This window comes from Vibrio sp. E150_011 (genome assembly GCF_053544015.1).
In genome coordinates, this window is sequence record NZ_JBHFOL010000013.1 from 55,143 (window position 1) to 76,862 (window position 21,720).

Annotated in this window: 18 protein-coding genes; 5 read left to right on the top strand and 13 right to left on the bottom strand. The window is 45.3% G+C overall.

What is annotated here, in order from left to right:
- Window positions 1–52: 52 nt before the first annotated feature.
- Entirely contained in the window at window positions 53–595 is a 543-nt protein-coding gene (gene dsbB / locus ACE1OE_RS17625) for a disulfide bond formation protein DsbB (protein WP_449211831.1), read from the top strand.
- A 94-nt stretch (window positions 596–689) separates the two neighbouring features.
- Here dsbB and ACE1OE_RS17630 read toward each other — a convergent pair whose 3' ends face one another.
- Window positions 690–1,292 carry an SEC-C metal-binding domain-containing protein gene (locus ACE1OE_RS17630; protein ID WP_449211832.1) on the bottom strand — a complete coding sequence of 201 codons (603 nt, stop codon included), beginning with the start codon at window positions 1,290–1,292 and terminating at the stop codon, window positions 690–692.
- 120 nt (window positions 1,293–1,412) lie between these two features.
- Here ACE1OE_RS17630 and dusC point away from each other — a divergent pair, with 120 nt between their 5' ends.
- Window positions 1,413–2,375: a tRNA dihydrouridine(16) synthase DusC gene (dusC, locus tag ACE1OE_RS17635; protein ID WP_449211833.1), complete on the top strand. Its 963-nt coding sequence runs from the start codon at window positions 1,413–1,415 to the stop codon at window positions 2,373–2,375.
- Between the two features lie 74 nt (window positions 2,376–2,449).
- On the opposite strand, the gene malZ is transcribed toward dusC, so the two are convergent.
- The 4 genes from malZ to ACE1OE_RS17655 all read right to left on the bottom strand — a co-directional run bounded on the left by malZ (window position 2,450) and on the right by ACE1OE_RS17655 (window position 7,199).
- Window positions 2,450–4,291, bottom strand: a complete 1,842-nt coding sequence (gene malZ / locus ACE1OE_RS17640) for a maltodextrin glucosidase (protein ID WP_449211834.1) — start codon at window positions 4,289–4,291, stop codon at window positions 2,450–2,452.
- Window positions 4,292–4,434: 143 nt separating this feature from the next.
- Entirely contained in the window at window positions 4,435–5,229 is a 795-nt protein-coding gene (locus ACE1OE_RS17645) for an ABC transporter ATP-binding protein (protein WP_102467692.1), read from the bottom strand.
- The gene (locus ACE1OE_RS17650; protein ID WP_102467691.1) at window positions 5,226–6,167 is read right to left on the bottom strand and encodes an ABC transporter permease; all 942 of its coding nucleotides are present in this window, start codon (window positions 6,165–6,167) and stop codon (window positions 5,226–5,228) included. The genes ACE1OE_RS17645 and ACE1OE_RS17650 overlap by 4 nt, the downstream gene beginning before the upstream one ends.
- A 66-nt stretch (window positions 6,168–6,233) precedes the next feature.
- On the bottom strand, window positions 6,234–7,199 hold the full coding sequence (locus ACE1OE_RS17655) for an ABC transporter substrate-binding protein (RefSeq protein ID WP_102467690.1): 966 nt from the start codon (window positions 7,197–7,199) through the stop codon (window positions 6,234–6,236).
- Between the two features lie 396 nt (window positions 7,200–7,595).
- Here ACE1OE_RS17655 and ACE1OE_RS17660 point away from each other — a divergent pair, with 396 nt between their 5' ends.
- Complete coding sequence (locus ACE1OE_RS17660; RefSeq protein ID WP_449211835.1) at window positions 7,596–8,699, top strand: PQQ-dependent sugar dehydrogenase; 1,104 nt, start codon at window positions 7,596–7,598, stop codon at window positions 8,697–8,699.
- A 118-nt stretch (window positions 8,700–8,817) separates the two neighbouring features.
- Here the strand turns inward: ACE1OE_RS17660 and yfbV are convergent, their stop codons facing one another.
- Window positions 8,818–9,270 (bottom strand): terminus macrodomain insulation protein YfbV, encoded by a 453-nt coding sequence (gene yfbV / locus ACE1OE_RS17665; RefSeq protein WP_102467689.1) that lies wholly within the window; start codon window positions 9,268–9,270, stop codon window positions 8,818–8,820.
- Window positions 9,271–9,602: 332 nt separating this feature from the next.
- On the opposite strand from yfbV, the gene ACE1OE_RS17670 reads away from it, so the two are divergent.
- On the top strand, window positions 9,603–10,799 hold the full coding sequence (locus tag ACE1OE_RS17670; RefSeq protein ID WP_102467688.1) for an acetate kinase: 1,197 nt from the start codon (window positions 9,603–9,605) through the stop codon (window positions 10,797–10,799).
- 130 nt (window positions 10,800–10,929) lie between these two features.
- Window positions 10,930–13,074, top strand: coding sequence for a phosphate acetyltransferase (gene pta, locus ACE1OE_RS17675; protein ID WP_102467687.1), 2,145 nt, complete (start codon window positions 10,930–10,932; stop codon window positions 13,072–13,074).
- A gap of 166 nt (window positions 13,075–13,240) precedes the next feature.
- Here the strand turns inward: pta and ACE1OE_RS17680 are convergent, their stop codons facing one another.
- From ACE1OE_RS17680 to ACE1OE_RS17710, 7 genes are all read right to left on the bottom strand, one after another.
- Window positions 13,241–14,185, bottom strand: coding sequence for a glutathione S-transferase family protein (locus tag ACE1OE_RS17680; protein ID WP_449211836.1), 945 nt, complete (start codon window positions 14,183–14,185; stop codon window positions 13,241–13,243).
- Between the two features lie 220 nt (window positions 14,186–14,405).
- Entirely contained in the window at window positions 14,406–15,407 is a 1,002-nt protein-coding gene (gene oppF / locus ACE1OE_RS17685; RefSeq protein ID WP_449211837.1) for a murein tripeptide/oligopeptide ABC transporter ATP binding protein OppF, read from the bottom strand.
- Window positions 15,404–16,375, bottom strand: a complete 972-nt coding sequence (gene oppD / locus ACE1OE_RS17690; RefSeq protein ID WP_102467684.1) for an ABC transporter ATP-binding protein — start codon at window positions 16,373–16,375, stop codon at window positions 15,404–15,406. The genes oppF and oppD overlap by 4 nt, the downstream gene beginning before the upstream one ends.
- A 21-nt stretch (window positions 16,376–16,396) precedes the next feature.
- Entirely contained in the window at window positions 16,397–17,299 is a 903-nt protein-coding gene (gene oppC, locus ACE1OE_RS17695; RefSeq protein ID WP_449211870.1) for an oligopeptide ABC transporter permease OppC, read from the bottom strand.
- A 15-nt stretch (window positions 17,300–17,314) separates the two neighbouring features.
- Window positions 17,315–18,235, bottom strand: a complete 921-nt coding sequence (gene oppB / locus ACE1OE_RS17700) for an oligopeptide ABC transporter permease OppB (RefSeq protein ID WP_372060764.1) — start codon at window positions 18,233–18,235, stop codon at window positions 17,315–17,317.
- A 99-nt stretch (window positions 18,236–18,334) separates the two neighbouring features.
- Complete coding sequence (locus ACE1OE_RS17705) at window positions 18,335–19,966, bottom strand: ABC transporter substrate-binding protein (protein ID WP_102467682.1); 1,632 nt, start codon at window positions 19,964–19,966, stop codon at window positions 18,335–18,337.
- A gap of 810 nt (window positions 19,967–20,776) precedes the next feature.
- On the bottom strand, window positions 20,777–21,613 hold the full coding sequence (locus tag ACE1OE_RS17710; RefSeq protein WP_372060763.1) for a helix-turn-helix transcriptional regulator: 837 nt from the start codon (window positions 21,611–21,613) through the stop codon (window positions 20,777–20,779).
- Between the last annotated feature and the right edge of the window lie 107 nt (window positions 21,614–21,720).

Here is a 21,720-nt window from a genome sequence, read left to right on the forward strand (position 1 = left end):
ACGATAAAAAGCTCTGAGTATTCAGAGCTTTTTTTATTCCAAGGACGAATCAGTGACCATTCTCTCCAACATCAAAGCATTTTCAACAACACGTCTATCATGGGTTTTGTTATTTGCTTGCACATTAATCTTTGAACTATGTGCGCTTTTCTTTCAGCATGTCATGATGCTGGGTCCGTGCGTCATGTGTATCTATGAGCGAGTGGCAATGTTCGGTATTTTAGGTGCCGCGTTTATTGGCATGCTCAATCCAAAAAATGTCGTCTTGCGCTGGGTTGGGTTTGCCGCATGGGGTGCATCCGCGGTAAAAGGCCTCACCTTGGCTCTTGAGCATGTCGACTACCAGTTTAACCCCTCTCCATTCAAAACCTGCGACCTCTTCGTCACATTTCCGGATTGGGCACCACTCAATGAGTGGGCACCATGGCTATTCGAGGCTTACGGCGATTGTTCAAAAGTTGTTTGGCAGTTTTTAACACTGTCTATGCCGCAATGGCTTGTCATCATTTTTGCGGGTAACCTTTTCGTGTTAGCGATCATTATTTTATCTCAAGGTGCTAAGCAGACCCGCTCGCGTGCTAGAGGTTTTCAATAAGTGGCACTTGATTGAAACCAGTCTGTCGATGTTAAAAAGCCTCCAACAGGAGGCTTTTTAACGACAATTCGTACATTCATTACTAATGTTGAAGTTATTTACCACAACATTTTTTGTACTTCTTACCGCTTTCACAAGGACACGGGTCATTTCGTCCCGTGTCTTTAAACGGATTGACTGACTGAGATTGATGACCAATCATCATCTCATCCGCGGCCAGTGCTATCTCGTTGATCATATGATCAACTTGTGGGATTAACCCTTCAAGTTGCGGTAAGGTCTCAAACCCGGCTTCCGTCATTTGCGCATGCGTTTGTTCTTCATCAATCGCCAACATTAGCGTCGTTAACCAAGCTTGCAACATGCGCATTGTGCCATCATTGGGCGACTTTTTTAGCCATAACGGTTCAACATGCTCCCAAACCATCATAAAGCCTTGCGCAAAATCGGCTAAACGCTCTCGACTTTCACCCACTTTAGGTAGAAGGCTGTACTGATTAGCTTTCAAATACGCATACTGTGCATTTAAGTGTGCGACGACCCAGTCTTCCTGTGACTTGTCGTAATCAGCAATCACGCTCGCAAGCCAGACCGAAGGTTCAAGTGGAGATACGGTAAAGTTTGCGGCTAAGATCGCCCCTTCTAGATAATCGGCCGACTCGCCTTGCCACGCTTCTGGCAATTGAATGAGGTTCATAAGTTCAATTCTGTATTTAGGTTTGCCGCAAGTATATTTCGAGCGTGTCGATACATCAATGGTCGATTCTTGATCGCTTTCCAGATAGAATCGCCGCTCCAGAATTATGAGAGTGCCAATATGCGTGTTGTGCTAGGTCCGATGGAAGGTGTTTTAGACCATTTGATGCGAGAGATTTTGACTGAGATTAACGACTATGATCTCTGCGTCACTGAATTTGTGCGTGTTAGCGACCAATGTCTCCCTGACCACGTTTTCCAGCGTATTTGCCCTGAACTCGCGCAAGGGTCACAAACTAAATCTGGTACGCCTATCCATATTCAATTACTTGGCCAGCACGCACAATGGATGGCAGAAAATGCGGTAAAAGCGGAACAGATGGGGGCGAGGGGGATCGACATTAATTTTGGTTGCCCAGCGAAACTAGTGAACAGAAGCAACGGTGGTGCCGCCATGCTTCAGTATCCTGACCAAATCTACCAAGTCGTTAAAGCCTGCCGTGATGCCGTCGACGCTGCCATTCCTGTAACGGCGAAAATTCGCCTCGGTTGGGAGAATCCAGACGATTGTTTCGAGATCGTTGACGCCATTGAACAAGCCGGCGCTGCCGAACTTACGGTTCATGCTCGAACCAAAAGCGGTGGGTATAAGGCCAGTGAGATTAAGTGGGATTATATCACTGAGATCCGTAAACGCACGTCACTGCCGTTGATAGCCAACGGTGAGATTTGGAACTACGCGGATGGCCAGCGCTGTATTGAAACCACCGGTGTCGATTCATTGATGGTATGTCGAGGCGCATTTAACGTGCCTAACTTAGGCAATGTCGTCAAACATAATCATTCCGTGATGCCCTGGCATGAGGTCGTTGACCTATTATTGCAGTACTCCACATATGAAATGAAAGGTGACAAAGGCTTATACTATCCGAACCGTGTGAAGCAGTGGTTTGCTTATCTTCGCAACCAATACCCTCAGGCGATGGATTTATTTAGAGAAATTCGCATCCACAAAACCGCTGCACCCATCGTTGCCGATATAAAACGCTATCGTGACGCAATCGATGGTGCAACGACCCTGTGACCATTAAGTGCTAGCGCCGGAGATTCTTAACTGCCAGAACTAACGGCTTATTACTAGAGTTGGCTCATCAATCATTACCTTTCGGCGTTGGCAAGCAGTATTGACCCTCTCCCGCCAATCGTCACGGTAAACGCACTGTCTTGAACCGGTTGAGACTTCTTCGTCCACCAGCAATGCAATACATGAAGATCGGTGGCAAGCTTCCATAACGGTAGTGTCACTGTGATGTCACGATCTGAAAGGTTAAAGCCGCTGATCACAACTTCCCCCCCGAGTACTCGTGCAAAGACAAGGCATTGCTCACTCACCGACAAGGTGACAAAGCTGCCTTTCTGTAACGCTTTGAACTGCCGTCTTGCCGCGATTAGATGCTTAAAATACACTAACCAATCACTATCCACTGTCTTATCCCACGGAAAACATCGGCGATTATCGGGATCATGCCCTCCTTCCAAGCCCACTTCCGTGCCGTAATAAAGACAAGGTGTACCAACATACGTCATTAACAGTTGCGACGCGATTTTGACTGCTTGTGAATCCCCATGCAATGTCGTCAAGAACCTTTCCGTATCATGGCTGTCCAGTTGATTCAGTTGTGACAACTGGTTGGCCCACGGCACTTTGGCTTGCGCCTCCAACAACCAAGCTAAGAAGTCATGGCAACCTATGTCAATGGGATCAAATTGAATGTCCTTATGAGCCAATAGCGCCCTAACTGGGTGGGCGAACCCATAATAGTTCATTGAACCGTCTTCTTGATCGCCTTGTAACCAACTCGTCGCCTCAAAGAAATGTTCACCTAACATGTAAGAATCTGGCGAGACCGTTTTCATTGAATGACGAAACGCTTTAACGTAGTGGGCATTATTCGCGGCCCCTTCCCCTTCTCCCAGCATATGGATAACATCAAAACGCCAACCATCAATAGAATATGGCGGTTTTAACCAATGTTTGATGACAGAGTTTTCATTGAGATAAATCTCGTTACGCACTGGCTCGTGATGGAAATTGAGCACCGGCAACGTATCAATGCCCTTCCAACCGACATAATCCTGACTGGCACCATCAAAAAAATAGTAGTCGCGATATGGGCTGTCTACCGACCCATACGCCCCATTGCCTTGCTGTGATTTATCAAACCATGCGTGCTCGGTCGAGGTATGGTTCAGCACCGCATCCAACACCACTTTCATACCACGTTGGTGAATATCAACCGATAGCGCTGCGAACTGCTGATTGGTGCCAAATTTTGGGTCAATCGAAAAATAGTCAACGGTGTCGTATTTATGATTCGAGTAGGACGTGAATATAGGGTTAAGGTAAAGGGTGGTGATGCCCAACGCCTGTAAATAGTCTAGTTTTGCTTGTATACCCGCTAAATCGCCACCGTAGAACTCGACCGCCCCAGTATTACCGTGCTGACCAACCGGCTCCCCCCACTGTCGTTTAACCGATTGTCGATTCTTACCAAGATATTGATATTCACCTGTTTCTACGCTCAAGGACGGGTCACCATTACAGAACCTGTCGGGGAATATTTGATAGAACACTTGTTCTGACACCCACTCTGGTGGGCGATCGACACGATTGTATTTAAAGTGATACTCTCTTCCTGGCATTCTGGGTTGTACCCCTCTGCCATCTAACCAATATTGCTTGGCTCCTAAGATTGCTTTGAACGTGTAGTATGTGACGTCTTTATCAAGACTCATCGGCAGCTCAGCACGCCACACCCTCAATTGTCCTTTGAGACCCATAGGCTGCATCTCAATCATATATTCTTCATTATCAGGTTCATGCCTGAGCAGAACACGCTCGAAAGATAGATCTTCGGTTAATAATTCAATCACGAGATAGCTCACGTTCAGCGTCACGCCATCGGTAGTTTGGGAGTGGTAGAGATAAGGTGTGCTCATGGGTATCTTCTTATTAAACGATTGAGATAAGACTATTTTAATTAACTTCCCCTATAAAAAAATCCCCCTTCAAATTGAAGAGGGATCACAGTTGGTAGGGTTAGAACTTAGGGCGTAGCGACAACCTCATACACCTTAAATAACTAGCTAAGCAGCAAGCTATCATCCGCTAATTCTTCGCCTCTTACCTTAGAGAACATCTCAAGTAGGTCCGGTACCGACATATTGGCGCGCTGGTCACCGGCAACATCCAACACGATCTCACCTTGGTGCAACATTACTGTTCTATCACCACACGCAAGCGCATCTTTCATCGAGTGAGTCACCATCATAACGGTCAGGTTAAACTCATTGATGACCTTTTTTGTCAGGTCGATAATGAAAGCCGCCATACGAGGATCTAATGCCGCAGTATGCTCATCGAGTAATAGTAATTTACTGTCAGAGAGCGTCGCCATCACTAAGCTCACGGCTTGGCGTTGACCACCTGACAATAGCCCAATGTTGTCACCTAGGCGATCTTCTAATCCCAAGCCAAGAATACTAATACGCTCTTGAAATAGCTGACGACGTTTCGAGGAAAGTGACATACTCCAGCCTCGTTTTTTCCCGCGCATGTAAGCCAATGCCATGTTCTCTTCGATTGTTAAATCTGCACAGGTCCCCGCTAGTGGGTCCTGAAAAACACGTGCGCATTGATTGGCGCGCTGATCGACAGTTTGCCTAGTGACATCCATCTCATCAATCAAAACCCGACCACCAATCATTGGTGTTTCACCTGTCACGGCGCCTAGTAAGGTTGATTTCCCAGCGCCATTAGAACCAATAACCGTCAAAAACTGATGCTCTGGAACCTCTAAATTCACACTTCGTAACGCGCGGTTTTCCAGGATCGTTCCTGGGTTAAAAGTGACCTGAATATCTTCTAATCGAATCATGTTACTTTCCCCGTTTTGCCTGAATTTGAATTTGCCTTATTCTCAACAGGCTTACCGACCTTTTTTGCTTTAAGGTTCCCCTTAATCTTCGGCGCAATCAACGCTGCGGCAACAAGGATGGCCGTAACCAAGTTAAGATCTGATGCCTGTAATCCGAACATACCACTACTTAAGGCAAACGCGACCGCAAGGCGATACAAAACGGACCCAACGATAACCGCCACAACAGCGATCCAAATTCGTCGACCAGGAATAAGCGTTTGACCGAGAATAACAGCCGCTAGGCCGACAACAATCGTCCCCACCCCTGAAGTCACATCAGCAAAGCTGTTCGTTTGAGCAAACAGCGCGCCTGCAAAACCAACGAACCCATTTGATAACGCCAAGCAAAAATACGTGTATAACGCGGTGCTTGCGCCTTGAGCTTTCACCATACGTGCATTGACACCCGTCGCGCGAAGCCCTAAACCAAAGTCACTATTCAATAAGCGGACAACAAACCAAGCGGAAATAAGGACTAATACACCAACAACGATAGGACGAATGTACATTGAATCCCCCATCATTTCGAATGGCGTTAAAATCGTCTCCTCACCTAACAGCGCGATATTAGGTCGACCCATGATTCGGATATTGATAGAAAATGCAGCGATCATCGTCAAGATAGAGGCCAGAAGATGCAAAATACCGCAACGAACCGCTAAAAAAGCCGTGACCCAACCTGTCGCTGCGCCAGCAACAATAGCCATTCCCGTTGCGAGCCAAGGGTTAATTCCAGAAACGATGGCCGTTGCTGCCACTGCAGCGCCCATAGGAAAACTACCATCAACACTCAGGTCAGGGAAATCGAGCACTCTGAAAGTAAGATAAACACCCAGTGCCACTAAGCCATAAATAAGGCCTATTTCAATGGCACCGAAAAATGCAAAAGCAGACATAACAACTCCTTTTCTGCTTATTTATAAGGACCGAGTAGAGCACTCGGTCCGGAATAGGAACAAAACCTATTTAACGCTGGTCGCGCGATCCATGACGGTTTTAGGAATCGTTAGACCCAATTTTTTAGCGGCCGTCGCATTAATAACGAGATCCGACCCTTTAGCGACTTTAACATCCAGTTCACCGGGATCTTTACCATCTAAAATTTGTGCAACGTAGTCCGCCGTTTGCACGCCTATCTGGTAGTAATCAAAGCCAAGGCTTGCTACTGCACCACGCTCAACATAAGACGTTGCTGCACCAAACACTGGTGTATTCGCTTGGTTTGCTGAAACAATCATACCTTCAATTGCACTGGCAACAGTGTTATCGATCAACGCGTAGATAATGTCTGACTTACCAACAATTGCCTGAGTCGCAGTTTGAACATCCGCCGTTCTAAGCGCTGTTGCTTCAACCAATTCGATACCATGTTTCTTGGTGCTTTCTTTCAACAGCTCCATCAAACTCACGGCATTAGCTTCGCCAGGATTATAAACCACACCGATCGTTTTCACGCTTGGCATAATTTCTTTAATAAGCGCAACGTGCTGGTCAACTGGAGACAAATCTGACAAGCCCGTTACATTTTGTCCTGGCTGCTCTAGTTGCTTAACTAACTTTGCGCCTACCGGATCGGTCACGGCAGTAAAAACAACTGGGATATCACGCGTGGCAGAAACAAGCGCTTGTGCGGTCGGCGTAGCAATTCCGACGAGCACATCTGGGCGTTCACCAACAAATTGGCGAGCAATCTGAACCGCAATCGCAGGATTACCTTGCGCTGTCTTATACTCAAATTCTAAATTCTTACCCTCTTCATAACCGTTGGCTTTAAGGCCATCAACCAATCCTTGTCTTGTCGCATCCAACGCTGGGTGTTCAACGATTTGTGAAACGGCAACTTTTGCCGTTTTTGCCATAATGCTGGCTGAAGACAACAATGCTGCCCCCGTTAAAATCGCGGTGGTAATTAGCTTGCTTGCTTTCATCTTGACTCCTTGATTCAGCAACTCGTTTTTGTGTTTGCTGTGACGACACCCCATTATTGAATTTGAGGTGTAATTATTATTTTACGATCTATTATCGATGTGATTTATTAATCACACTTAACCAATATTACTACCAGTAAGCACACCAAATTGAAAGAAGTTATTAACATCTGGCGCTGCAAACGTGCGGACAGGACAGTTTCACAAAAAACATTCCCTCCGCTCCGTACATAATACAATACAGGATGCGCTGTCTATTTTTCAATGACGAAACCATAGCAGTGAGCGCACGACAAATAGCAATGGCCAACATGAACCACGATGACAACTTCCCGATCTATTACTAATCAGCATTCCCGACTATATTTGAAATAACGTCGTCTTAAAGGGATAAAAATGGACATAAAATCTCTCATCCGTATAGGTCTTATAGGATGTATAGCTTCAACAGCTAACGCTCAAGAATTTGAAAGCAGTGAGCATAAAAAGCTCACGCAAGTTTCTGGCGTACCATGGGCAATCGAAACCTTTTCTGATACGCATTTTCTCGTCTCGATTCGTTCTGGTAAATTGCTACTACTCAATAGCAAAACTGGCCATTCCGAAACCATTGCTGGGCTACCTGAGATTTATAGCAAAGGACAGGGCGGGCTGATGGACATAGTGCAAAGCCCCAAAAATGATAATGAGTTCTTTTTTACTTACGCGAAGCCCGTCGATGATGGGGGTGCACCGACGCTTGCAAAAGCCACGCTTGAAAATAAAACCCTGGTCAACTGGCAAGACCTATTTACCAGCAACACGGCAGTAACGACAGGTCGTCATTTTGGTAGTCGGCTCGTTATTCAAGATAATAAAGTGTTTATGACCATTGGTGATGCGGGAGATAGGGACAACGGCCAAAACACCAAGACCCACGCAGGAACCATCGTAAGGCTAAACCTTGACGGTACAATCCCTAGCGATAATCCATTCATTGAGGATGGGAATTACCTACCAGAAATTTACAGCTATGGGCACCGCAACCCCCAAGGTATTGCTTATCACCCTAGGACCCAACAATTGTGGGCAATCGAACATGGCCCTAGAGGCGGTGACGAACTCAATTTGATTATAAAAGGTCAAAACTACGGCTGGCCGGTCACTTCACACGGAAAAGAGTATTGGGGGCCGTTAAATGTTGGCGAAGCGCAAGAAAAAGAAGGGATCGCCGCACCGAAAAAAGTCTATATCCCATCAATCGCACCAGGTTCGCTTTATATTTACCCACATCAGTACTTTCCTCGCCTAGAAGGTAAGCTATTAATTGGTGCTTTGAAGTTGACTCACATCAACCTACTCGAAATCAATCAAGCGGGACAAGTGTTGGAAGAAAGGCGTTACTACGAGGAGTTCAATGAGAGGATAAGAGACATTACCTCTGATACGAAAGGCGTCGTCTGGTTTACGACCGACAGCGGTTACATCTACCAGGTCTCCCGCGCATACGAACCACAGTAGTCACCAAAAAGCGAAGATCTTACTTATGTATGAAGACACTCTGATATAACTCTATAACTCTTATCATAAAAAAACAGCCTGCTACTCAGCAGGCTGTTTTAAAAATTCAATGCCATTATTAGAACCAACGCTCAAACGAGCTGCGGTCGAGCTGTCGAAAAGCATTATTCAGCATAACCGCCAATTCTTTGTAGCGAGGTTTTGCTTTCGGTGGCTCTAAGGCATAACCCGTTTCCGTCACCTTTTGATGAAGCTCGCGGTACCAAGATGCCAGTGCAGGAGGTAATGTGGTGTTTGACCGGTTTCCCAACCACCACATGCCTTGTAGCGGTAGACTGATCGCAAACAATGCAATAACAATTGTTTGAGGTAGCGCTTGTGCGTTGTTGAAGACCATCTGAGTAAGCACACTAATAGCCGCCACTGCAGGCATCACTTTCACAGCAAACTTTGTCGCCTTAATAATGCGCTGTTCTGGAAACAGAGGCGTTAACTCTTTTCTCATCGGCCAAGTATCCATGTACTTCTGACCATTTTTCAAACTCTGAGTTAAGCTTAGTCTTTCACTCATCGGCAACCTCACTAAAAAAAAGTTTAACCATTCAAATAAAAACGCAAAATATTGACGAAAGTTAATATTCTTTCAAATTTATTTTGTTATCATTACGCAATATCGTTATTCTCTGCGTAACCTCAATCTCATTGTTGACTTTATTTTCGGATAAGGCAACCCAGAGATGAACGTCGCAAGGACGCAAAGGTGATTTTCTGAGAAAATCGCTTATGATTATACGGCAATTGTTGAATTTTTGATCAAGGCTGAATCGTAACAATTTGTGCGATCTCAGCCTTGAGATATTTATACCCTTGATCTTCGATCAGACAAATTACAGGTAACCTTTAATGTCTAAGCTAGTTTTAGTTTTAAACTGCGGCAGTTCTTCTCTTAAGTTCGCTATCGTTGACGCAACCAATGGTGAAGAACACCTAACAGGCCTTGCTGAGTGTCTTCACCTTCCTGAAGCACGTATCAAGTGGAAACTTGATGGCAAACACGAAGCACAACTTGGTAACGGTGCTGCTCACGAAGAAGCATTAGCGTTCATGGTAGAAACTATTCTTGGTTCTAAGCCTGAGCTTAAAGCTAACCTAGGCGCTATCGGTCACCGTATCGTACACGGTGGCGAGCAATTCACTTCGTCTGCACTTATCACTGATGATGTTCTTAAAGGAATTGAAGGCGCTTCAACGTTTGCTCCTCTTCACAACCCTGCGCACATCATTGGCATCGAAGCGGCTAAGCACAGCTTCCCTGAGCTTAAAAACGTAGCGGTATTTGACACAGCATTCCACCAAACAATGCCTCAAGAGTCTTACCTATATGCCCTTCCGTACAACTTGTACAAAGAGCACGGCATCCGTCGCTACGGCATGCACGGTACTTCTCACCTATTTATCGCTCGTGAAGCTGCTGAGCTACTAGGCAAGCCAACAAGCGAACTAAACATCATCAACTGCCACCTTGGTAACGGCGCATCTGTATGTGCTATTAAAAATGGTGAGTCTGTAGATACTTCAATGGGTCTTACTCCACTTGAAGGTCTTGTGATGGGTACGCGTTGTGGTGACATCGATCCTGCGATCATCTTCCACCTACACGACGCACTAGGCTACTCTGTTGAGCAAATCAACAACATGCTAACGAAAGAGTCTGGCCTACAAGGTCTAACGGAAGTGACTTCTGACTGTCGTTTTGTTGAAGACAACTACGGCGAGAAAGAAGAAGCAACTCGTGCGATGGACGTGTTCTGTCACCGCCTTGCAAAATACGTTGCTGGCTACACGGCAACTCTAGACGGCCGTCTAGACGCTATCATCTTTACTGGTGGTATCGGTGAGAACTCTGCACCAATCCGTGAAATGGTTCTTAACCGTCTAGGCGTATTCGGTATCGAAGTAGATAACGATGCGAACCTTAAAGCACGCTTCGGTGGTGAAGGTACTATCACTTCAGCTGACAGCCGTATCCCAGCAATGGTTATCTCGACTAACGAAGAGCTAGTGATTGCCGAAGACACTGCGCGTCTAGCAGGTCTTTAAGATTCAAACTGGCTGACCTAATGGTCGGCCAGTTTTTTATTAAGCTCAGTTTTTCTCGCTTGCCCCCAATCGAAGTGCACAAATGCACTGAGCTTCTTCCCCCCTTATTATAGTTAGAGGTGCTCAAAGAATGTCCCGTACTATTATGCTTATCCCTACTAGCGCAGGCGTCGGCCTAACTAGCGTTAGCATGGGTCTCCTTCGCGCAATGGAGCGTAAAGGTGTTAAAGTTTCTTTCTACAAACCAATTGCTCAACCTCGTAGTGGTGGTGATCAGCCTGATCTAACCACAACTATCGTTGCCGCGAATAGCGATATGCAAATTGGCTCTCCTCTTCAAATGTCTGTCGCAGAAAGTCTAATCGGCAACGACAACATGGATGAGCTGTTAGAGACGATTGTAGAGCGTTACAACCAAATCAATAAAGATGCAGATGTGACCCTAATCGAAGGTTTGGTTCCAACTCGTAAGCACCCATTCGCTAACCAAGTGAACGCGGAAATTGCAGCGACACTTGGTGCAGAAATCGTCATGGTTGCAACACCAAGTACAGACAACCCAGTACAGCTTAAAGAGCGTATTGAAGTAGCGTGTTCAAACTTTGGTGGTACAAAGAATAAGAACATCTCTGGCGTTATCATCAACAAATTGAACGCACCAGTCGATGAAGCAGGCCGTACTCGCCCTGACCTTTCTGAAATCTTTGATGATGCAGACACTGCAAAACAAAACGAATTGAAAGTGATGGAAATCTTCAACACTAGCCCAATTCGTGTACTAGGTTGCGTGCCGTGGAGCATCGACCTTATTGCAACGCGTGCTATCGATATGGCGCAGCACCTTAATGCTGAAATCATCAACGAAGGCGACATCGCCACTCGTCGTGTGAAAAGCATTACCTTCTGTGCACGTTCACTGCCAAACATGATTGAGCACTTCAAACCAGGTTCATTGCTTGTCACTTCAGCGGATCGTCCAGACGTTATCGTTGCTGCTGCACTTGCTTCAATGAACGGCGTTGACATTGGTGCTATCTTGCTAACTGGCGGATACGACATTCCAACTGAAATCCGTGACCTAATTAAGCCTGCACTTGATACTGGCCTGCCAATCTTCAAGGCGCAAGGTAACACATGGCAAACGTCTCTGAACCTGCAAAGCTTTAGCATTGAAGTCCCTGCAGATGATAAAGAGCGTATTGAGTTCATCAATGACCACGTTGCTGGCCATGTTGATGGCAACTGGATTGAATCAATGACGGAAGGGACTGAAAAGTCTCGTCGTTTGAGCCCACCAGCATTCCGTTACCAGCTAACTGAGTTCGCTCGTAAAGCTGGCAAGCGTATCGTCCTTCCTGAAGGCGATGAGCCACGTACCGTTAAAGCGGCGGCTATCTGTGCAGAGCGCGGTATTGCTGAATGTGTGCTTCTTGGTAACCCTGAAGAGATTCGCCGCGTTGCTGCGCAACAAGGTGTTGAATTGGGTGCTGGCGTACAAATCATCGACGCCGATGCAGTACGCGATAACTATGTTGCTCGTCTTGTTGAGCTTCGCGGCGCGAAAGGCATGACCGAAGTTGTGGCTCGTGAAAAACTTCAAGACTCTGTTTTCCTAGGCACAATGATGCTAGAAAACGATGAAGTTGACGGCCTAGTTTCTGGTGCGGTACACACGACAGCAAACACTATCGTCCCTCCGTTCCAAATCATCAAGACTGCGCCTGATGCGTCTATCGTATCCTCTATCTTCTTCATGCTTCTGCCTGACCAAGTATTGGTTTACGGTGACTGTGCGATCAACCCAGATCCAACGGCTGAACAGCTTGCTGAGATTGCTATTCAGTCTGCAGATTCTGCGACTGCATTTGGTATCGAGCCTCGCGTTGCAATGATCTCATACTCTACTGGTGAGTCTGGTAAAGGCGCAGATGTTGATAAAGTACGTGAAGCAACGAAACTTGCTCAAGCGAAACGTCCTGACCTTATCATTGACGGTCCGCTACAGTACGATGCTGCTATCATGGAAAATGTTGCCGCTTCTAAAGCGCCTAACTCTCCAGTTGCCGGTAAAGCAACCGTATTCGTATTCCCTGATCTAAACACAGGTAACACGACATACAAAGCAGTACAACGTTCAGCTGACCTTGTATCAATCGGTCCAATGCTGCAAGGCATGCGCAAACCGGTTAATGACTTGTCACGTGGCGCGCTAGTAGACGACATTGTTTACACTATCGCTCTAACAGCAATTCAATCAAGCCAAGAGCAAGGCTAATTAATGTCGCTAGCGAGATAACATTCACGCAAGCAACAAATCATTAGTCCTATGAAAAAGCGCCTTCGTTACCGAAGGCGCTTTTTGCTTTTGAACTCTTAATTCTTAATTCTTAATTCTTAATTCTTAACGACTTTAAATCGCTCATCACCTTGATTTGACAACACTAGATACCTTCTCGACCATGCAACGATTCTAAATCTAAATCAGGCCCCATCGGCACAATTTGCGTTGGATTAATCCCGGCATGACTAAAGTAATAGTGACGCTTGATATGATACATATCGGTTGTCTCTTTCACCCCAGCGACCTGATACAATTCTTTGAGATAGCCTTGAATATGCTCATAGTCAGCAATGCGCTTTTTGTTGCATTTAAAGTGACCAACATAAACCGCATCAAACCGCACTAAGGTCGTAAACAAGCGCCAGTCTGCTTCTGTTATCTGACTTCCCGCTATGTAGCGGTGCTGAGATAGATGCTCATCAACTTTATCTAAGGCATTGAATAACTCTGTATACGCCTCTTCATAGGCATCTTGCATCGTGGCAAACCCACAGCGATATACCCCATTATTTATCGCTGGATAGATAAAGTCATTCCAATCATCAATGCTTTTGCGCAGTTTCTCGGGATAATAGTCGTCCGTATTTCCTGTTAACTCGTTGAACTCAGAATTAAACATGCGAATAATCTCAGACGATTCGTTACTCACAATCGTCTGCGTTTTTTTATCCCAAAGCACAGGAACGGTAACGCGACCTGAATAATCTGATTTTGCTTTTGTATATATCTCATAAAGATTTGAGAAACCGAATAAAGGTTCAGGAAGCCCAAAAGACCAACCTTGGCTGAGCATGTCAGGGCATACTACGGTTACATCAATATGAGGTTCGAGTCCCTTTAATGCACGAAAGATCAACGTTCGGTGCGCCCAAGGGCATGCGAGAGAAACGTAGAGATGGTAACGGCCCGATTCCGGCAGAAACTTTGCTCCAGCCTCATTTTTCACCCAATGGCGAAACCCTGCATCTTCACGGACAAACTTACCGCCACTGGTTTTTGTGTCGTACCAAACGTCATGCCATACGCCATCAACTAATTTACCCATTACCCACACTCACTTTATTCTGCTTTGAAACCAGTATAGAAAACGAGATCGCTAAGGTTCAGTGGGGTAGGTAAAAGAAGATGTTCGAATAAACTGAAGGAACAAAAAAAGCGCGACTCAAATTGATGTCGCGCTTAGGCCTGTCACAGGCTGAAATTATCGTCTTTGCTGTTCATAACGCTTAAGCGACATAGCGCCGCTACTGCGAAAATAGAGCGAACTAGACCGAAACGTTAAGGCAAGACACGGCGTGCACATCTGAGCCTTGAATGGTCGGCTTTTGCTGAGCACACTGTTCCGTTGCTTGAGGGCAACGAGTCCTAAATACACAACCAGACGGTGGGTTAATCGGCGACGGCAAGTCCCCTTCCAACATTTGAATGGTTTTAGAACGCTCCAGTCTTGGATCCGGGATCGGTACTGCTGACATTAGCGCGCGCGTATAAGGGTGCTTAGGGTCAGCAAACAAAGCATCGGCTTCACCGAGTTCAACAGCGTTACCTAAATACATCACTAGAACACGGTCAGAGATATGTTTTACTACCGACAGGTCATGCGCAATGAACACTAGGCTCAAGCCCAGTTCCGTTTGTAGCTCTTTAAGTAGGTTAACCACTTGCGCCTGAATCGACACATCAAGCGCCGAAACCGGCTCATCACAGATGATCATTTTGGGTTTCAGAATCAAGGCTCGAGCAATCCCGATACGTTGACACTGCCCGCCAGAAAATTCGTGAGGATAACGGTTGATCACGTTAGGCAACAAGCCTACTTTCGTCATCATTTCCTTCACTTGCTCCTTCACTTCTTGCTTAGATAGTTGCGGATAAAATGTTTGTAGAGGCTCGGCGATGATATCACCAACGCTCATACGTGGATTCAATGATGCCAACGGATCTTGGAAAATCATCTGAATCTCTTTGCGCGTTTCACGGCGCTGAACCGCTTCCATCTTAGTCAGGTCTTGACCTAACCACATGACTTCGCCTTCCGTTGCTTCAACCAAGCCAATAATCGCGCGAGCAAACGTCGATTTTCCACATCCTGACTCACCAACAACGCCTAAGGTTTCACCTTCATAAAGGTGAACGTCGATACCATCAACCGCCTTAAGGTTGGCAGGTTTTGACCATGGCCACGAAGATTTAGACGCAATGCTGAAATGCACCTTGAGGTTTTTAACATCAAGCAGTAGAGATTTATTATTTGAAATAGCGTTCATCGTACCCAAGTCTCCCAATCAGAAAAACACGCGCGTTGGCGATCTTGCCCAAAACTCGTCAGTATCGGTGCTTCTTTACGGCAACGATCGGTCACTCGATGGCAACGCTCTTGGTAAGGACAGCCTGTTGGCAAACGCAGCAGGTTAGGTGGGTTGCCCGGTATCGTCGGTAGCACCGCTTCTACGCTATCGAGACGTGGAATCGCTTTAAGAAGACCTTCTGCATACGGGTGCGTCGGCTGGTAAAATATTTCGTCAACCGTCCCATATTCCATGGTACGACCGGCGTACATCACCAATACCTTGTCACACGATCCTGCCACAACACCCAGATCGTGGGTGATCATGATGATAGCGGTATTAAATTCGCTTTTAAGCTCGTTAAGCAAATCCATGATTTGTGCTTGAACGGTCACATCTAATGCGGTGGTTGGTTCATCGGCGATAAGCAGTTTAGGCCGACACAACAACGCCATAGCAATCATGACACGTTGGCGCATACCACCGGAGAACTCGTGAGGGTACATGGTAATACGCTTGCGAGCCTCAGGGATTTTTACTGCTTCAAGCATGCGTACCGATTCTTCAAATGCTTCTGATTTTCCCATGCCTTTGTGAAGCATCAGTACTTCCATCAACTGGTCACTCACCTTCATATAAGGGTTGAGCGACGTCATCGGGTCTTGGAAAATCATGGCAATTTGTTCAGCGCGCACCTTGTTCAAGGCCTTTTCAGGCAGATTCAGAATCTCGTTGCCTTCAAACTTTGCACTGCCAGAAATAATACCGTTTTTGGCCAGTAGGCCCATAATCGCAAAAACCGTTTGCGATTTACCTGACCCTGACTCACCCACAATACCTAAGGTTTCACCTTGGTTTAGTGAGAAATTTAAATCGTTAACTGCGGTAACAATACCATCTTGCGTGGTAAATTCGACTCGCAGATCTTTGACATCTAATAAGCTCATATTGTTTCCTTTCTCTAATTCTTATCTGTCTTTTGGATCAAGCGCGTCACGAAGACCATCGCCCACATAGTTGAAGCAGAACAAGGTCACGACCATAAAGATGGCAGGGTAAATCAACTGCCAAATCGCCACTTCCATGGTTTGAGAGCCTTCTTGAAGAAGCGCGCCCCAACTTGTCATGGGCTCTTGAACACCTAAGCCAAGGAAAGAAAGGAAAGATTCCGTCAAAATCATGCTTGGAATCAGCAGCGTTGAATACACCGCAACGATACCCAGTACGTTTGGAACAATGTGCTTTGTAATGATTTTCCAGTTACTCACACCAGAAACATACGCCGCTTCGATAAACTCTTTATTACGCAGACTGAGTGTTTGTCCACGAACAATACGCGCCATATCCAGCCACGCAATCGCCCCTATCGCCACAAAGATTAGAACGATATTTCGGCCAAAGAATGTCACCAGTACAATCACAAGGAACATAAAAGGCACCGCGTATAGGATCTCCAGGATACGCATCATGATACGATCGACACGACCGCCGATGAATCCCGACGTTGCGCCGTACAAGGTACCAATTAATACCGCAACAAACGCCCCCAAGATACCGACCATCAGTGAGATTCGGCCACCGATTAGCGTACGTGTGTACAAGTCGCGACCCAAGCTATCGGTACCAAACCAGTGATCGGCGCTCGGCGCAGCGTGCATCGCATACCAATCGGTATCATCAAATGCGTGCTGAGCAAACATCGGTAAGAAAATCACCGCTAGCGTCATTAAAATCAGAATAAATAGACTGACCATCGCCGCTTTATTGCGCATAAAACGAATACGAGCGTCTTGCCACAAACTGCGGCCTTCAATTTCTAGATTCTCGGAAAATTTTTCAATCGCTTCCAAGTTTTCTTTTTTCGTTAACATCATTACCGCACTCCCTTAGTAACGAATTTTCGGGTCAATCATCGCCAGTAAAATATCAACGATAGCGTTGAAAAGAATGAATAGGAAACCAATCAAAATGGTGACTCCCATTACTAGCGAGTAGTCGCGGTTAAAGGCAGCGTTCACAAACAGTTTACCGATACCGGGTAAGCCAAAGATCGTTTCAACCACTACTGAACCGGTGATGATGCCAACAAACGCAGGTCCCATGTAAGAAACAACCGGGAGCAATGCAGGTTTTAAAGCATGCTTGAGAACGATGTAACGGTAGCTCAACCCTTTCGCGCGAGCAGTACGGATAAAGTTACTGTTCAGTGTTTCAATCATGCTGCCACGAGTGATACGGGCAAACGTTGCCACGTAAAGCAGCGACATTGCCATCACAGGTAACACGATGTACTTCATGCCGCCATCGTGCCAGCCGCCTGCTGGAAAGATATTCCAATGGAGTGAAAACAGGTAGATCAATGCGGGTGCCAACACGAAGGATGGCATCACCACCCCGAGCATGGCGGTCGACATTATGGTGTAGTCGACCCAGGTATTATGCTTCAAGGCGGCAATGGTGCCGACGCTTACCCCCATGATCACGGTGAATATAAAGGCAATAAAACCAACTTTTGCAGACACAGGCAGTGCCACGGCAATCAGCTCATTTACGGTGTAATCTTGATATTTGAAGGAAGGACCAAAGTCACCTTGTAGAATGTTCGTCAAGTACGTGGTGTACTGCTCAAACACAGGCTTATCAAGACCATATTTTGCTTCGATGTTCGCCATCACTTCCGGAGGAAGGGGACGCTCACTTGAAAAAGGGTTACCTGGTGCAAAACGCATCAGGAAGAAAGATACGGTAATAAGCACCAACAAGGTTGGGATTGCTTCGAATATCCGTTTCATAATGAATTTAAGCATAAACTCACTCATCCAGTCTGTGACAATTTAAAATAGAAGAGACCCTGCGTGTGCTTTCGCACACACAGTGTCTTATATCGTTATATTTTTTATAGGGTTTTATTTAGCTTTGATGTAGAGATCTTTAGAATAGATCTTATCTTCAGCGTTACCTTCAGGGTAACCACCAAGCTCAGGTGACACGAGACGAGTCGTCACGTACTGATAAATTGGTGCAATAGGCATGTCTTTCGCGAGTAGTTTTTCAGCGTCGATATAAAGCTTAGTACGCTCTTCTTCAGAAGTAGAAGCCAGTGCTTTTTCGATCACCGCATCGTACTCTGCACTCTTGTAGTGCTGACCCGCTGTTGTGTTAGCGCTCACCATTAGAGTTAAGAATGAAGAAGCTTCATTGTAGTCACCACACCAGCCAGCACGTGCAACGTCAAAGTTACCTGTATCTTTACTGTCTAGGTACGATTTCCACTCTTGATTCTCAAGTTTTGCATTGATACCCAGTTCTTTTTTCCACATTGAAGCAATGGCTACCGCAATCTTCTTGTGGTTTTCAGACGTGTTGTACAAAAGATCAAATTCTAGAGGGTTACTCTTCGAGTAGCCGGCTTCTTCAAGGAGACGTTTTGCTTCTGCAACACGCTCTTTTTGCGTCAACTGACCGTAAGCTGGAGTCACCGGATCAAATCCCGCTGTGATTTCAGGCGTTAAGAAATAAGCAGGTTTTTGACCTTGACCAAGGATCGCTTTAGAGATGATATCGCGGTCCATTGCATAAGACATCGCTTTACGAACGCGAACGTCGTCGAACGGTGCTTTTTGTGCATTAAATTGGTAGTAATAAGTACAAAGGTTACCTTTGATAGCAACGTCTTGTGGGTATTCTTTTTGTAGGCGACGGAAGTGCTCATTCGGTACTTCGTAAGTGAAATCTAATTCACCAGACAAGAAGCGGTTCATTTCCGCTACTTGGTTTTCAATTGGTAGGAACGTTACCTTGGTCAATACTGTCTTATCTTTATCCCAATATGTATCGCTCTTAACAAGCTCTAGACGCTCGTTTACTACCCATTTGTTTGGTACAAATGCGCCGTTACCTACGAAGTTTTCTGGCTTCGTCCATTGGTCACCAAATTTTTCGACCGTTGCTTGGTGAACAGGCTTAACCGTTGTGTGACCCATCATCATTACAAAATAAGGAACCGCAGTATCCAAAGACACTTGTAATGTATGGTCATCCAGTGCCTTAACACCTAGCTCACTCTTGTCTTTCTTACCAGCAACGATGTCTTTTGCATTCGCCATCTTGGTGTATTCCATATACCAAGCGTACGGAGAAGCCGTTTTAGGGTCAACTGCACGTTGGAAGCTGAATACAAAGTCATTGGCGGTTACAGGGTCGCCGTTAGACCACTTCGCGTCATCACGAAGATGGAATATAAACGTTTTGTTGTCTTCCGTTTCCCAAGACTTAGCAACACCGGGGATAGTTTTGCCGTTTGCATCTTGGTTGACCAAGCCTTCTAGAAGATCACGAATAACATGTGATTCTGGAACGCCTTGAGATTTGTGCGGATCAAGTGTTGCTACTTCTGTACCATTACCACGTACAAGCTCTTGTTTATCTGCTAGTTTTGTGCCAGCAGGAACGTCTGCGGCAAGCGACGAAAAAGAGGTGGCAGCCACTGCCATACTCGCGCCTAGAAGAAGGGCTTGAGTGATTTTGTTCTTATACATGCATCTAACTCCAAGTAATTTTTATTGCATCCATGACGTCTTCGTATATTTGCTAGAACGGACAGCATTTTAGATTAATTTAGCTTCAACAATGAGCACAAAAATCTAAATCCATACAAAGATTGCGGTTCACATTACCAACCTTCAAAGTAATTTGCCATTAATTTGTAACAGAAATGGCATAACAAGCCTGTTTGCTCGAATAACCAGCAGATTACCCTGAAATATCGCTAATCCTTTAAAACTTATCGCTACAAAGTGCTAGATAGACAAAGGTGGTTATTCAAAACTCTTAAAAGAACAAGTTTTTTAGAACAATACACCATATATATCTACACTTATTTAACAATTAACCCTCATTCTACCCTTTGTACAGAATGTTCAAGTGTCAAAATAAACCTAAATGTGATATTTATCACATCAAATAGAAAGTCTTTTTTTTTACTCGATAAAGGTCACAAATTTTTCGGACTACACCGTTTATTTGGTACGTTGAGAATAGAGATTATCACGCAGATTAATGAGCCACTAAATCAGTAACGACCTTCTAGAATTCAATATCACGTCATTTTTGGGCATTATTTTTTACAAAATTTGCACTTAACAAACAAGAAAGCAAAAAAAACCCAGCCTTTGACTACCAAAAAGACTGGGGTAACTGGAGGTTTGCGCGGCTCTAGCGCAATCTCAGATAAGGAGATGTATTATATGACCAGAAAGCGTTGCTACTTTGCGCATCATCAACACAGATAAATGTTAAATATTTTTAACATTTACTTCCATAACCCATTCAGGGGACATCGTGAGTGGTTAGTGAACATGTTTCCCACCAAAATATACCGTCAAAGGATCAATGTTACTGTCAGATGGCACTGACGAAGCCGCCTCCAGAAAAAGGGAGAACAGCTCGGATTGTGACGATATCTTTAACTTATTATGTATTCGCTTTCGATACACTTTAACCGTTTCCGTACTGACCTCCAATAAAGGAGCGATCGCCTTTGTCGAATAGCCTTGCAGCACAAGTTGCGTGACCTGACATTCTCGCTCACTCAAAAAGTCCTTACCGAAATTGCTAAAAATATCGTTGAGTTGATGGCCGATGGTTCGTTCTTCATTATTGCTCATTTTAAAATGCTTACTCACGGCAGCCTGAATGAGTTCAAAATAAATATCGAGGCGAGACTTTTCATCGCAAGACACCGCTTCTTGCTCACGAAGTCCGAGTGATAGCACAACATTAAATTCTGCGGAACACTGTATCAACATCCCAACCTCTTTCTTTAACCCAGTTTGCTTATACACCTGTTGGTAGTAATCGCTGGTATAAAATTCATCGGGCGCAATGTCGTCAAGCTTGTAAATTCCATCTTTAATGCCCGCCCTTATCAGCTGATAAAAGGGATCAAGAACTAACGTATTGAGCAACTCTTTATTTTTCACCTCGTCACAGAAGTAATCTGAATCGTTATAGATCATGACAGGGGGTTGGCCTTGGTTAAATCCCATCACCACTAGGCTTTCATAACCAATAATTTGAGTCACAAGCTTCGATAACTCTGACAGAAATTCAGCCTCCCCAATGGCCGTTACCACACTTGGGTACTTGTCACTAAACACTTGCCAACCTTCTATAGGTAAGGACATAGACACTCCTTATTGTCATTGCCATTCTATCAATAAGGATTTACCACGATTAGTGGCGTACCTCAACGCTTCCCCCTCCAACCTATTCGCTTCAATCAAAGAGCGAC

What these genes read in the sequence shown, in the direction of transcription:
- ACE1OE_RS17680 (WP_449211836.1), bottom strand. Translation starts at nt 14,185, where the DNA reads ATGGGTAAATTAGTTGATGGCGTATGGCATGACGTTTGGTACGACACA.
- ACE1OE_RS17630 (WP_449211832.1), bottom strand. Translation starts at nt 1,292, where the DNA reads ATGAACCTCATTCAATTGCCAGAAGCGTGGCAAGGCGAGTCGGCCGAT.
- oppC (WP_449211870.1), bottom strand. Translation starts at nt 17,299, where the DNA reads ATGTTAACGAAAAAAGAAAACTTGGAAGCGATTGAAAAATTTTCCGAG.
- oppF (WP_449211837.1), bottom strand. Translation starts at nt 15,407, where the DNA reads ATGAACGCTATTTCAAATAATAAATCTCTACTGCTTGATGTTAAAAAC.
- oppD (WP_102467684.1), bottom strand. Translation starts at nt 16,375, where the DNA reads ATGAGCTTATTAGATGTCAAAGATCTGCGAGTCGAATTTACCACGCAA.
- ACE1OE_RS17710 (WP_372060763.1), bottom strand. Translation starts at nt 21,613, where the DNA reads ATGTCCTTACCTATAGAAGGTTGGCAAGTGTTTAGTGACAAGTACCCA.
- ACE1OE_RS17655 (WP_102467690.1), bottom strand. Translation starts at nt 7,199, where the DNA reads ATGAAAGCAAGCAAGCTAATTACCACCGCGATTTTAACGGGGGCAGCA.
- ACE1OE_RS17705 (WP_102467682.1), bottom strand. Translation starts at nt 19,966, where the DNA reads ATGTATAAGAACAAAATCACTCAAGCCCTTCTTCTAGGCGCGAGTATG.
- ACE1OE_RS17670 (WP_102467688.1), top strand. Translation starts at nt 9,603, where the DNA reads ATGTCTAAGCTAGTTTTAGTTTTAAACTGCGGCAGTTCTTCTCTTAAG.
- yfbV (WP_102467689.1), bottom strand. Translation starts at nt 9,270, where the DNA reads ATGAGTGAAAGACTAAGCTTAACTCAGAGTTTGAAAAATGGTCAGAAG.
- ACE1OE_RS17660 (WP_449211835.1), top strand. Translation starts at nt 7,596, where the DNA reads ATGGACATAAAATCTCTCATCCGTATAGGTCTTATAGGATGTATAGCT.
- oppB (WP_372060764.1), bottom strand. Translation starts at nt 18,235, where the DNA reads ATGCTTAAATTCATTATGAAACGGATATTCGAAGCAATCCCAACCTTG.
- dusC (WP_449211833.1), top strand. Translation starts at nt 1,413, where the DNA reads ATGCGTGTTGTGCTAGGTCCGATGGAAGGTGTTTTAGACCATTTGATG.
- ACE1OE_RS17645 (WP_102467692.1), bottom strand. Translation starts at nt 5,229, where the DNA reads ATGATTCGATTAGAAGATATTCAGGTCACTTTTAACCCAGGAACGATC.
- malZ (WP_449211834.1), bottom strand. Translation starts at nt 4,291, where the DNA reads ATGAGCACACCTTATCTCTACCACTCCCAAACTACCGATGGCGTGACG.
- ACE1OE_RS17650 (WP_102467691.1), bottom strand. Translation starts at nt 6,167, where the DNA reads ATGTCTGCTTTTGCATTTTTCGGTGCCATTGAAATAGGCCTTATTTAT.
- pta (WP_102467687.1), top strand. Translation starts at nt 10,930, where the DNA reads ATGTCCCGTACTATTATGCTTATCCCTACTAGCGCAGGCGTCGGCCTA.